Annotated in this window: 8 protein-coding genes; all 8 read left to right on the top strand. The window is 36.8% G+C overall.

Annotated features, from left to right (window positions below):
- Nucleotides 1–17: 17 nt before the first annotated feature.
- A complete protein-coding gene (locus B0A67_RS18160) occupies nt 18–1,721 on the top strand; it encodes a polysaccharide lyase (protein ID WP_072958051.1) in 1,704 nt (567 codons plus the stop codon).
- Between the two features lie 91 nt (nt 1,722–1,812).
- On the top strand, nt 1,813–2,484 hold the full coding sequence (locus B0A67_RS18155) for a DUF3826 domain-containing protein (RefSeq protein WP_072958054.1): 672 nt from the start codon (nt 1,813–1,815) through the stop codon (nt 2,482–2,484).
- A 155-nt stretch (nt 2,485–2,639) separates the two neighbouring features.
- Nucleotides 2,640–4,346, top strand: coding sequence for a polysaccharide lyase (locus tag B0A67_RS18150; protein ID WP_072958058.1), 1,707 nt, complete (start codon nt 2,640–2,642; stop codon nt 4,344–4,346).
- A gap of 176 nt (nt 4,347–4,522) precedes the next feature.
- Nucleotides 4,523–7,681 (top strand): DUF6298 domain-containing protein, encoded by a 3,159-nt coding sequence (locus B0A67_RS18145; protein WP_072958061.1) that lies wholly within the window; start codon nt 4,523–4,525, stop codon nt 7,679–7,681.
- Between the two features lie 110 nt (nt 7,682–7,791).
- Nucleotides 7,792–9,183 carry a glycoside hydrolase family 140 protein gene (locus tag B0A67_RS18140; protein WP_072958064.1) on the top strand — a complete coding sequence of 464 codons (1,392 nt, stop codon included), beginning with the start codon at nt 7,792–7,794 and terminating at the stop codon, nt 9,181–9,183.
- A 144-nt stretch (nt 9,184–9,327) separates the two neighbouring features.
- Nucleotides 9,328–10,902 (top strand): glycoside hydrolase family 28 protein, encoded by a 1,575-nt coding sequence (locus B0A67_RS18135; RefSeq protein ID WP_072958675.1) that lies wholly within the window; start codon nt 9,328–9,330, stop codon nt 10,900–10,902.
- Nucleotides 10,903–10,962: 60 nt separating this feature from the next.
- The gene (locus B0A67_RS18130) at nt 10,963–11,880 is read left to right on the top strand and encodes a glycoside hydrolase family 43 protein (RefSeq protein WP_072958069.1); all 918 of its coding nucleotides are present in this window, start codon (nt 10,963–10,965) and stop codon (nt 11,878–11,880) included.
- Between the two features lie 89 nt (nt 11,881–11,969).
- Entirely contained in the window at nt 11,970–13,835 is a 1,866-nt protein-coding gene (locus B0A67_RS18125; protein WP_072958073.1) for a sialidase/neuraminidase family protein, read from the top strand.
- The last annotated feature ends 35 nt before the right edge of the window (nt 13,836–13,870 follow it).

Below are 13,870 nucleotides of genomic sequence, written 5' to 3'. Positions count from 1 at the left end.
CAAAAGTAAAAATTAACATGAAAAATTCCGTATTATTTATCGCAACCCTGCTTTTTTTAGGAAGTGCAAAGTGTTTCGCTCAATATCCAAAACTAAGTAAAGAAGTTCAGGAACAAGAAAAGGCAATAAAAGAAGAAGCTTCGAGACTTTCTGACGAAGCGTGGGAAAAAGCACTCGTGATTATCGAAGAAGAAGCCAAACATGGCAAACCTTATATTCCGTGGGCATCAAGACCAAATGATTTACCACAAGCAGAGATTCCTGCATTTCCGGGAGCCGAAGGTGGAGGAATGTTTACTTACGGTGGTCGTGGCGGAAATGTTTATACGGTAACAAGTCTGGAAGACAGAGGACCGGGAACTTTGCGCGAAGCTTGTGAAAAAGGAGGAGCAAGAATAATCGTATTTAATGTTGCCGGAATTATCAAAATCAAAAGCCCTTTAATCATTCGTGCGCCTTATATTACTATTGCAGGACAAACCGCTCCGGGTGATGGAATTTGTATTGCAGGAGAATCAGTTTGGATTGATACGCACGACGTAATTATCAGACATATGCGTTTTCGTCGTGGAGAAACTTTCGTAGGCCGTCGTGATGATGCTATTGGAGGAAATCCGGTTGGGAACATTATGATCGATCACGTATCGGCAACTTGGGGATTAGACGAGAACATGTCAATTTACAGACATATGTACAGTCCTGGTGCAGGTTATCCGGACGAAAAGAAACCTACAGTAAATATTACCATTCAAAACAGTTTATTTGGTGAAGCATTGGATACTTACAACCATGCATTCGGAAGTACTTTAGGGGGAGAAAATTGCGCCTTTGTTAGAAATATGTGGGCAAATAATGCCGGTAGAAACCCTTCGATTGGATGGAACGGAATTTTCAATTTTGTGAATAATGTTGTTTTCAACTGGTACAACAGATCAACAGATGGTGGTGATTATACAGCAAATTATAATATCATCAATAACTTTTATAAACCGGGACCAGTTACAGATTTAACGCAGCCAATTAGTTACAGAATCTTAAAACCGGAATCAGGAAGAAGCAAATTGCCTTATATGGTTTTTGGAAGAGCATATGTAAACGGAAACGTTATTAACAATAACGAAAAAGTAACCAAAGACAACTGGGATGGCGGAATTCAGATCGAAAACAAAAAAGGAGAGTTAATGTCGTATGATGAAGCCAAAGATTATTTCGCTAAAATGAAAAGCGACAGACCCTTTCCGATGCCATGGTTCAATAAATTTATGACAGCTGAAGAGTCTTATGATTTTGTACTTAAAAACGTAGGGGCAACTTTACCAATAAGAGATAAAGTAGACGAAAGAATCGTAAGAACAGTAAAAACAGGAGTTCCTGAATATGCTAAAGGATTAGAGAAAAAAACATTCTATCAATTCGAGCACAGACGTTTACCGATGGATTCTTATAAAAAAGGAATTATCACTGATATTTCGCAAGTTGGAGGATATCCGGAGTACAAAGGAAAACCTTACGTAGATACGGATAAAGACGGTATGCCGGACAAATGGGAAAAGAAACACGGATTAAATCCAAATGATGCTTCAGATGCTAAATTAGATACTGATAATGATGGTTATTCTAATATCGAAGAATATTTAAACGGAACAGATCCAAACCAAAAAACAGACTGGAAAGATTTAAGCAACAATCACGAGACATTAACAAAGTCTATACAAGAATAAGTTTTAAAAAAATTGCTTGATCTGCGTGAAAAAATAGCACGCAGATTGGGCAAATTTTATAAAAATATTATAATTCATAATAGTTAATAAAATGAAATCAATTAAAAATATAAGTGTTCTGGTAATGGTAATGGTATTTTTTACCAGCATTGCACAACAGCATTCAGATCCGGAATACATCAAAGTAACCAACGAAAGAGCGGCTAAAATTGTCGATAAATTAGGATTGAAAAATCCTGAGAAAGAAAAAGCAGTAACCGATATTGTGGCACAGCAATTCAGAGACTTAACAGCAATTCAGGATCCAAGAGATGCTGAAATCAAAAAAGTAAAAGAAGATACCGGTTTATCTAAAGAAAAGCAAAACGAAAAGATCGATAAGCTAAAATCAAAAGCAGATCAGTCTATCGAAAAATTGCACAAAGCCTATCTTAAAAAATTAGGAAAACAATTATCCGAAGATAAAATTACAGAAGTAAAAGACGGAATGACTTACGGAGTTTTACCCATTACTTATGCAGGATATCAGGATATGCTGCCTGCTTTGACAACAACACAAAAAGAATACATCTATAAAGCTCTGGTAGAAGCAAGAGAACATGCAATGGATGGTGGATCTTCTAAAGAAAAACACGGTTGGTTTGGAAAATACAAAGGAAGAATCAACAATTATTTATCTAAAGAAGGATACGATTTAAATAAAGAAAGCACCGATTGGCACAAACGTGTTGAAGAACGTGAAAAAAATAAAAGCAAAGAATAAACACAATAATGTCATTCTGACGAAGGAGGAATCACAATAGAAATTTCGTGCAGAAATTCATTATTCTTTTTTCGATATCCTTATCTGATTTCTGCTTTGTCGAAAAGACAAAGCAGATAAAGACCTCTTAGTTATCATAGCAAACCATAATTCTCATGCAAAATAATCCCTCAAATAGCATTCTAAAACGAACAATGATGATCGCTTCATTTTTTTCAGTGGTTTCATCTGCGTATGCGCAATATCCTGTAATTCCGAAACCGGTTCAGGAAAAAGCCGATGCAATTTTGGCTGATGAAGAAAAACGCTTAAGCGAAATTTGGACAGCCAATTACAATATCATTCAGGCCGAAGCCAAACAAGGAAAACCTTATTTACCGTGGGCTTCTTATCCTAAAGATTTTGTTCAGGCAGATATTCCTGCTTTTCCGGGAGCTGAAGGTGGAGGAGCTTTTACACAAGGTGGTCGTGGCGGTAAAATATTTGTAGTAACCAGTTTAGAAGACAACGGAAAAGGGACTTTTCGTGAAGCTTGTGAAGCCGTTGGAGCAAGAACAATCGTGTTTAACGTTTCAGGAATTATTCAGTTAAAAAAACGAATCAGTATGCGTGCACCGTATGTTACCATTGCAGGACAAACTGCTCCGGGTGACGGAATTTGCATTGCAGGGGAAACGTTAGAAATAGATACACACGATGTTATCATCAGACACATGCGTTTCAGACGTGGTGCAACTGAAGTAACCAGAAGAGACGATGCACTTGGAGGAAACCCAATGGGAAATATAATCGTTGATCACTGCTCTGTAAGTTGGGGATTAGACGAGAATATTTCGTTGTACAGACATCAGTTTCAAGTCAATGAAAAATCTAAATTAGAGAAATTACCGGCCTGTAATATTACCATTCAAAACACCATTTCATCAGAAGGTTTAGACACTTACAATCATGCTTTTGGAAGTACAATTGGAGGACTAAACAGTACTTTTATGAGAAATCTGTGGGCAGATAATATTTCAAGAAATGCTTCTGTGGGAATGTACGGAGATTTTAATTTCGTGAATAATGTGATTTTCAATTGGTGGAACCGCTCTGTTGACGGTGGTGATTACCGCTCGATGTTTAATATCATTAACAATTATTATAAGCCGGGACCAATAACACCGACAGATCAGCCAATTCGTTATAGAATTCTAAAACCGGAATCAGGATATATGGTGCCAAAAACATACGGAAGAGCGTATGTTGCCGGAAACTATATAGACGGTTCGCCGGAAGTTACAGCGGACAACTGGAATGGAGGTATACAATTGGAAGATATGCCTGATGAACAAAAAAAATCATATCTGGAATTAATAAAGCAACCCAAAGCCTTCTCGATGCCCAAGTTCAACATTATGACGGCAGAAGAAGCTTATGAATTTGTATTGAATAATGTGGGAGCCACTTTTCCAAAAAGAGACATTGTTGACGAAAGAATTATCAAACAAGTACGCACAGGAAAAATTGAAGTGAAGGACGGATTAGAAAATGCAATTGGTGTAGCATTTGTAAAAAGAAGATTACCGGCAGATTCTTATAAAAAAGGAATTATAACACATCCTGATCAAGTTGGCGGTTATCCGGTATACAAAGGAAAAGCCTATAAAGATTCTGATAACGATGGGATTCCGGATGCATGGGAAAAGAAATTTGGTTTAAATCCAAATGATGCTTCAGATGCCAATAAAGATACGAACGGAGATGGATATACCAATATTGAGAAATATTTTAACGGAATTGATCCAAAATCTAAAATTGACTGGACAAAAACCGAAAACAATACAGACACATTAGCTAAGTTAAAAGGATTATTGCAATAAAGTCTTAAATTTATTCCGTTAACAATACTATTTCAAATTATCCTGACAGGTTTCTAAAACCTGTTAGGTATTCAAGAATATAAATAAGAATTAATTCGAGAATATAAACAGTAAAGTTAATACTTAACTGGTTTTAGAAACCTGTTAGGATAAATCACCACAAAAAATATTTTAAAGTGAACTTCAATCAGCTAAAAAATATAATTTCCTGTCAAAAAGATAAAATCATTTTGTCTGCTTTCGCGATCCTTTTCGGCATTCATACAGGATCAGCACAAACTAATTTCCCGGATATCATAAAAACCAAAGAAGGAAAACTTTCTTTTACAGCTGATAATAAAGGAAATCTGATTCCCGATTTTTCTTATGCGGGTTACATGTCTTCTGAAAAAGCAATTCCGAATCTGGACAATAAAATTTTTGTTTCAAAACAAGAAGACGATGCTACTCAAAAAATTCAGGCAGCGATAGATTATGTAAGCAATCTTAAACCAAATAAAGCAGGTTTTCGAGGAGCAGTTCTTTTAGACAAAGGTATTTTTAAAATCAATGGAACTTTATATATTAAGAAGTCCGGCGTAGTGTTGCGTGGAAGCGGAAATACTGAAAACGGAACTGTTCTTTTAGGAACCGGATTGAAGCGGGAAGCTGTAATTCGGGTTTTAGGAATTGAGGATAAAAAAACCGGCGAAACTTTTGAATTCAATACCTCTTATACGCCACTCGGAACAAAAACAATCCAATTAAAGAATACCTCAAAATTAAAACCATCAGATGAAATTATCATCACAAAACCTTTAACGGCAAACTGGATTAAGGAATTGAAAATGGATGATTTTGGAGCAGAAACAGGTTGGATTGGCTGGAAAAAAGACGATTGGGATATTTCATGGAACAGGGTTATAACTAAAATAAATGGCAATGAAGTAACATTAAATGCTCCTTTGACAATGGCCTTGGATGATGTTTACGGAACAGCAAAAGTAACTACCTACTCATGGTCGGGACGAATTGAGCAAATCGGAATCGAAAATGTTCTAATAAAATCAACTTATGATTTGTCAAAACCAAAAGACGAAGAACACAGATGGATTGGAATTAGTATCGAAAACACAAGAAATGCTTGGGTAAAACAAGTTAATTTCAGGCATTTTGCAGGAGGTGCAGTCTCGCTGTTAAAATCGGCGCAGCAAATTACAGTTGAAGATTGTATGGCAACGGAACCAATTTCTGAAATTGGCGGCTTTAGACGACATACTTTTTATACAGAAGGCCAACAAACTTTATTTCAACGCTGTTATTCTGAACATGGTTATCATGATTTTGCGGTAGGCGGATTTGGAACAACAGGTCCAAATGTGTTTATTCAGTGTGAATCGTTTTTACCTTTCAATAATAGCGGAGCGATTGGCAGCTGGGCTACAGGAGTACTATTTGATGTTTCTTATGTAGACGGTCATTCTTTAAGTTATAACAACAGAGAGCAAAACGGCAGAGGAGCAGGCTGGACGGCTGCAAATAGCGTTATTTGGGAAACGTCAGCATCTAAAATAGAATGTTATAATCCGCCAACAGCACAAAACTGGGCTTTTGGAGTTTGGGGTGGAATTATGGCTGGTGATGGTCATTGGAAAGACGTAAACAATCACATTTCGCCAAGAAGTTTATTTTACGCACAATTAGAAAACAGATTGGATAAACTTCCTGTAGATCCTCATATTTATGACTTAGGTTCAGAACCATCTTCAAGTCCTACAGTTGAAGTAGCGCAGGAATTAACTAAAAATTCAGTTGCTCCAAAAGAAAGTTTAGTCGAATGGATTGCCGAAGTTTCAAGATTAAATCCAATAGATACAAACGCTTCAGGACTTAAAAATGCCAACGATTTAAAAATAAATTCAGAACAAAATAGCAGTTCAGAGAATAAAGTAGTTACAAAAAATGGCTGGCTTACTTATGACAATAAAGTAATTGCAGGAAATAGATTAGGCGTTCCCTGGTGGCGTGGAAGTCTGAGAGATAGTGATATTTCTAAGTCATTACCGGATGTTACAAGATTTGTTCCCGGAAGAACAGGAACTGGATTTACTGATAATATCAGCGAAGTAACACAATATTTGAGTACCAACAATATGGTCGCCTTAGAACATAATTACGGATTATGGTACGAGCGAAGAATGGACGATCACGAACGCGTTCGTCGTTTTGATGCTGATGTGTGGCCTCCGTTTTACGAACAGCCTTTTGCCAGAAGCGGTCAGGACTTGGCTTGGGATCAGTTAAGTAAATATGACTTAACAAAATTCAATGATTGGTATTGGGATCGTTTAGCTCTTTTTGCTGATTTGGCTGAAGCCAAAGGACAACTGCTCGTGAACCAACAATATTTTCAGCATAACATTATAGAGGCAGGAGCGCATTGGTCAAGTTCACCATGGCGTTCAGCAAACAACATAAACAGTACAGGTTTTCCGGAACCGCCGCCTTATGCAGGAGACAAACGTATTTTTATGGCAGAACAGTTTTATGATATTACAAATCCTGTCAGAAGAAAATTGCACGAGGGTTTCATCCGAAAATCTCTGGAGAATTTTCAGGAGAACAGCAACGTAATTCAATTAACAAGTGCCGAATATACAGGACCGCTTCATTTTATGGAGTTTTGGCTGGACGAAGTTCAAAAATGGAAAGACCAAACCGGTAAAAAAGCAATTATTGGTTTAAGTGCTACAAAAGATGTTCAGGACGCTATTTTAAACGATTCAAAAAGAATCAAAACGGTAGACTTAATTGATATTCGTTATTGGTATTATAAAGAAGACGGAACAGCGTACGCACCACAAGGCGGCGTAAACTTAGCACCGAGACAACATGCCAGAAAACTAAAAACCGGAAAAGAAACAGACGATCAGGTATATCGTGCAGTTCGTGAATACCGCGAAAAATATCCTGAAAAAATAATTCTGTATTCAACAGATGGATCTTCACGATTTGGCTGGCCGGCATTAATGGCAGGAGCTTCTTTACCTAATATTCCAAAAGTTGAACTTCCACAATTTTATTCGGCTTTAGCTGATATGAAATGGGTAGACGGAAATACGTTTTCAGACCCAGTATGGAAATTAGAAAATAAAGGAAAAAGTTATCTTTTTTATGCGAAGAACCCACAGGATATTTCAATCGATTTGTCTGATTACAAAGGTACTTTCGAAGTATATGAAATTAATGCTACAAAGGGAACTTTCATTAAAAAAGCAAATATAAACGGAGGAAAACAAGTAAGAATTCCACAAGCCGAAATCAAAGAAAAAGTACTTTTCATAGTAAAAAAATAAAAGAGTTGTTAGCCACGAATTCACGAATTATTTATAATCATATTCAAATAAAAATCAGTGAATTCGTGGCCGACAAACACCAAAAAATATAATTTCAAAAACAAACCAAAATGAATCTGAAAATTAAATATTTATACGCCCTAAGTATATGCTTTTTGTTGACAGCACAAATCGGACATTCTCAATCTAAAAGTCTGCCTCAGCTTAAAGTTTCAAAAAATCAGCATTATTTCGTAACCGGAGATGAAAAGCCATTTTTCTGGCTAGGAGATACAGGATGGCTGACATTCGGGAAATTAGACAGAGCAGGAATCGATAAATACTTTAAAGACAGAAAAGATAAAGGTTTTAATGTAGTGCAGGTGATGGTGTTGCATACTTTGAATGTGACCAATGTTTATGGCGATATGGCTTTAATTAGCGAAGATGTTTCAAAGCCTTTGATCACCGGAGGAAATAACTTCAAGAATCCGCAAGAATACGATTATTGGGATCATGTAGATTATACTTTAGATGTGGCTCAGAAAAATGGTATTTACGTTGCGATGGTTCCGGTTTGGGGAACCAACGTTTCTAAGGGAAACAAAGTCAGCAAAGCGCAAGCTACAGAATACGCGCAGTTTTTAGCCAATCGTTATAAAAACAGAACCAACATTATCTGGTTAAACGGAGGTGATACACACGGAAATGAATTTATGGACATCTGGAACGCAATCGGAAGTACCTTAAAAACAAGTAATCCCGATCAGTTAGTAACATTTCACCCTTTTGGCAGAACAGATTCTTCTGAAAATTATCACAATGCAAAATGGCTGGATTTCAACATGTTTCAGTCAGGACACCGTCGTTACGATCAGGACACTTTGCCTAATAGTTTCAAAGAAGACAACTACAAATTTGTTCAGAGAGATTTAACTTTAAAACCAATAAAACCTACACTTGACGGAGAACCGTCTTACGAAGGAATTCCGCATGGTTTACACGATACTTTACAACCAAAATGGACGGATAACGATGTAAGACGTTACGGCTATTGGTCTGTTTTTGCAGGTGCTGCAGGATATACTTATGGACACAATGCTGTAATGCAAATGTTTAGAAAAGGTGATAAGCCAGCCTACGGAAATAAAGAATTGTGGACCTCTGCCATTAATGCGCCCGGAGCAAAACAAATGGTGCACATTAAGAAACTCATGTTAGCTTTTCCTTATTTAGAAAGAGTTCCGGATCAGTCCTTAATTGCCAATCAAGGTGAAAAATACGATTATCTAGTGGCAACCAGAGCAAATAATTATGCACTGATTTACACATATACCGGCAGAAAAATAGCCGTGAATATGGGCAAAATTAGAGGAGATAAAATAACTGCAAGCTGGTATAATCCAAGAAACGGAAAAGAGACTAAAATCGGAATTATAGACAATACAGGAACAAAGGAATTTCAGCCTTCAGGAGATAAAAAAGACGGTAATGACTGGGTTTTGATTTTAAGATCGAACTAGTAATTAATGATAAGTAAAAAGTGATTAATCAGATTAATTCGTGGCATTTAGCGCGTTTTAAATATTTCACGCAGATTTAAGCAGCTGCTACAGATTTTTTGATTATCAATCTGCCAAATCTGCGTGAAACCAAAAACAGAAACTATGAAAATCAAAAATATATTAATAATACTCTGCTTCATAACAGGACTTAACACCGCTTTCGCAAACGACGGCTGGTTAAACATCCTAAACGAAGGAGGAAATAATAAAGGAATAAAGTGTACCCAAGCCATTCAGAATGCAGTTGAAAAAGCTTCTAAAAATGGAGGAGGAACCATCTTTTTTCCTGCCGGAGAATATCTGACAGGCCCTATAAAACTAAAAAGCAACATCACGATTCATCTAGATTCAGGCGCACTTTTGAAATTCTCAGACAATTTTGATGATTATTTGCCTTATGTAGAAATGCGTTACGAAGGAATTGTAATGCAATCTTTTTCACCTTTATTTTATGCCAAAGATGTAGAGAACATCACCATTAAAGGAAGAGGAGTAATCGACGGTCAGGGAAAAGCATGGTGGAATGAAGTATACCGAATTGAAACTGCAAAAGGACCAATTCCGTTAACGAAATATCAAAAAATGTGGGAAGAGCAAAACAAAGGAATTGTCTATTCTGATTATTACAAAAGAACAATTGACAAGAAATTTTTCAGACCTTCTTTCTTTCAAGCGTATAATTGTAAAAACATATTAATCGAAGGGGTTACATTTCAGAATTCACCTTTCTGGACCATAAATCCTGAGTTTTGTGATAATGTAACGGTTACAGGAATTTCAATTTTCAATCCGCATTCACCAAATACAGACGGAATTAATCCGTCTTCTTGTAAAAATGTTCACATTTCGAATTGCCATATCAGTGTGGGCGATGATTGTATCACCATTAAATCCGGCAGAGATGCAGACGGCCGTAAATACAACCGACCAACAGAGAATGTTACAATTACCAATTGTACGATGTTAAGTGGTCACGGTGGAGTAGTTATCGGGAGCGAAATGTCGGGCGGAATTAAAAAAGTGACGATTTCAAATTGTGTTTTTGACGGAACTGACCGCGGCATCCGTATCAAAGCGGCTCGTGGTCGTGGAGGAGTTGTAGAAGATATTCGTGTCGACAATATTGTAATGAAAAACATAAAAGAAGAAGCCATTGTATTGAGCCTTTTCTATGATAAAGATACCAAAGTAGAACCCGTAACTGAGAAAACCCCTATTTTCAGAAATATTCACATGAGTAATATTACGGGTTCGAATGTAAACAAAGCGGGGCAAATTTTAGGAATTACCGAAATGCCAATTCAAAATGTTACTTTTTCCAATATTAATATGGACGGAAAAGAAGGTTTTACGGTAAGCACAGCAACAGATGTTGAATTTCATGATGTAAAAGTAAACGCGTCAATTGGCTCTTCTTTTAAAATATCCGATTCAAAAAACATTATTTTAGACAATGTAGGTTCATCAACACCAATCAAAGGAGTTCCGGTGATCAAACTTGATAATGTTTCGAATATGATGATCAATAATAATTTCCCGTTTAATGCAACTGACATTTTTATCGAAGCAAACGGAAAAGAAACTAAGAATGTTTTTGTAAAAAATAATGTTTTTAACAACGTTACAACAGCCGTTAAAAAAGGAGCAGCCTTAGATAAAAAAGCAATTATAGAATAAAATTGATGAGTCAACTTTGTCTAGGTTCAAAACTTTGACAAAGTTTAAAAGAAACACAACATGAAAAAAATAGTCATCATCATAACCTTTTTCGTTATTGCGATTAGTTATTCGCAGAAAAAGAAAGACATTTATCTTTTTACATCGTTCAGGGAACCGGCAACAGAAGGTTTATATTTAGCCTACAGTGAAGACGGTTACAATTGGAAAGGTCTTGAAGGATCGTTTTTGAAACCCGAAATTGGTGCCAGCAAAATAATGCGTGATCCATCGATTACAAAAGGCGCAGACGGAACCTACCATATGGTTTGGACAACGGACTGGAAAGGCGGAAACGGTTTTGGATACGCGAGTTCTAAAGATTTGATTCATTGGTCAAAACAGGAATACATTCCGGTGATGAAAAATGAACCGGAAGTAATAAACGTTTGGGCACCGGAAATTTTCTATGATGATGTCAAAAAAGAATACATTATTATTTGGGCATCTACAATTCCATTCCGATTTGAAAAAGGAGTAGAAGAAGAAAAAAACAACCACAGAATGTATTATGTGACGACCAAAGATTTTAAAACTTTCTCAGATACAAAATTATACTACGAACCAGGCTTTAGCGTAATCGATTGTGTGATTGTAAAAAAAGGCAAAAAAGATTATGTTTTGGTTTTGAAAGACAATACAAGGCCAATGCGCAATATAAAAGTAGCTTTTGGTAAATCACCTTTAGGACCATTCAATAAAAGTTCAGAACCCCTGACAGAGTATTTATCAGAAGGGCCAACGGTGGTAAAAGTGGGTAAAAAATGGCTGTTGTATTACGATAATTACGGCTCAAAAAATTATAAAGCTTTGAGTACCTCAGATTTTGTTCATTTTGAAGATGTTTCCTCAAAAATAAGCCTTCCCGAAGGACACAAACACGGAACGATCACCACAATCTCTGAACAAGTTTTAAAAGGATTAGTTGAAAAGAAATAGTTAGAAAATAAAATTTCACGCAGATTTAAATTTATCTGCGAGAATCAGCCACAACTGTAGAATCTGCGTGAAACAAAAACATAAAAATAATGATTGCTTTCCAAAACATAAAAACCAACCTCTTAACTACAGCCACAATTCTATTGATTGGTACCGCTGTACATGCACAAAACGACACCGTGCGTTATGTGGGTAAAACACTTTCAAATGTCGATTATCATCACGGTCAGTTAAGTCCGGCAATTGGAGTTCACGCTACACAAATTATGCGTGCAAGCCGCGAGCATCCTGAAAAAGCAGATGGTTTTGGCTGGACATACAATCATCAGCCAACGATGGCGTATTGGAATAATAGCTTTTATCTTCAATACCTTAGTGATCCTGCAGGAGAACATATTCCGCCAAGCCAGACATTCATCATGACTTCAAAAGATGGTGTGAGCTGGAAAATGCCAAAAGTAATTTTTCCTATTTACCACATTCCCGATGGATGGAAAAAAGAGGGAGTAGAAGGCGTTGCCAAAAACCTGGATGCCATTATGCACCAAAGAATGGGTTTTTATACCTCAAAAGACAAACGACTTTTTGCTCTTGCATACTACGGAATTGCAATGGATGAAAAAGACGATCCGAATGACGGAAAAGGAATTGGACGTGTAATTCGTGAAATCAAAAAAGATGGAAGTTTTGGAGAAATTTATTTCATTAGATACAATAAATCATGGGACAAATCAAAATCAGCTTTTCCCTTTTATACACAGGCCAAAGACAAAGGTTTGAAAAAAGCCTGCGAAGAAATTCTTTCAGATCCTTTGATTTTACAACAATGGGTTGAAGAAGCGGACAGAGATGACGAATTAATTCCGTTAAAGAAACCGTATAAAGCCCTTAGCTCTTATCATTTGCCTAACGGAGATGTAGTGGGTTTATGGAAACATGCCTTAACTTCGATAAGCAAAGACGGCGGAAAATCCTGGGAATATATGCCGGTGCGTGCTCCCGGTTTTGTAAACAGCAATGCTAAAATCTGGGGACAAAAAACATCAGACAATCGTTATGCGACGGTTTATAATCCGTCAGAATACCGTTGGCCGTTGGCAATTTCAACCAGTGATGATGGATTAAATTATAAGGATTTATTATTGGTTCACGGCGAGATAAGCCCAATGCGTTATGGAGGAAACTACAAATCTGCAGGCCCACAATATGTAAGGGGAATTTCAGAAGGCGACGGAACTCCGCTAGACGGAAAACTTTGGGTTAGTTACAGCGTAAACAAAGAAGATATTTGGGTAGCGTCGATTCCTGTTCCGGTAGTTTCTAAAGTTACCGAAGATGTAAATGATACGTTTAGCGAGCTTCCTGACGGGCAAGAATTAAAACTGTGGAATACCTATGATTTATCCTGGGCTTCAACCAAAATAGAAAAGAAAGCTGATGGTAAAAAATGGCTGACTTTAAGAGATCAGGATTATTTTGATTATTCCCGTGCAGAGCGTGTTATTCCGTTTTCCGAAAAAATGGAAGTAACTTTTACCGTTAAACCGGAACAAAACAATCATGGTCTGTTACAGATTGAATTTCAAAACAAACAAGGATCACCAGCTGTAAGACTGACTTTTGATTCAGATGGACAATTGAAAACAAAAACCGGAGCCCGTTTTAATACCATCGCAAAATACGAAGCCGGAAAAGAATACAAAGTAAACGTGAAACTGAATGTTAAAACACGTTCCTATACCATAAAAGTAAACAACGAAAAAGAATCAACGAGAATTTTTTATGCTCCCGTAGATGGTTTTGAGCGTATTATGTTCCGCACAGGAGAACAAAGATATACGCCCAATCCGGACACAGCACCGGACACAGATGATTATGATGATCTGCCGCAAACCGGAAAATTAATTCCTGAAGCGGTATTTAATATTCAATCGTTGATTACGAAGAAATTGTAAAAAATTAAACAGCCACTAATTCACGAATTTTTATT

The sequence above is a fragment of the Flavobacterium aquidurense genome (assembly GCF_002217195.1).
Classification (GTDB): domain Bacteria; phylum Bacteroidota; class Bacteroidia; order Flavobacteriales; family Flavobacteriaceae; genus Flavobacterium; species Flavobacterium frigidimaris.
The sequence above is the reverse complement of the archived record's forward strand: the minus strand, read 5'-3'. Positions and strand labels throughout refer to the sequence as shown.

Excerpts from the sequence above, each read along its gene's own strand:
- B0A67_RS18160 (WP_072958051.1), top strand. The coding sequence starts at position 18 with ATGAAAAATTCCGTATTATTTATCGCAACCCTGCTTTTTTTAGGAAGT.
- B0A67_RS18155 (WP_072958054.1), top strand. The coding sequence starts at position 1,813 with ATGAAATCAATTAAAAATATAAGTGTTCTGGTAATGGTAATGGTATTT.
- B0A67_RS18150 (WP_072958058.1), top strand. The coding sequence starts at position 2,640 with ATGCAAAATAATCCCTCAAATAGCATTCTAAAACGAACAATGATGATC.
- B0A67_RS18140 (WP_072958064.1), top strand. The coding sequence starts at position 7,792 with ATGAATCTGAAAATTAAATATTTATACGCCCTAAGTATATGCTTTTTG.
- B0A67_RS18135 (WP_072958675.1), top strand. The coding sequence starts at position 9,328 with ATGAAAATCAAAAATATATTAATAATACTCTGCTTCATAACAGGACTT.
- B0A67_RS18130 (WP_072958069.1), top strand. The coding sequence starts at position 10,963 with ATGAAAAAAATAGTCATCATCATAACCTTTTTCGTTATTGCGATTAGT.
- B0A67_RS18125 (WP_072958073.1), top strand. The coding sequence starts at position 11,970 with ATGATTGCTTTCCAAAACATAAAAACCAACCTCTTAACTACAGCCACA.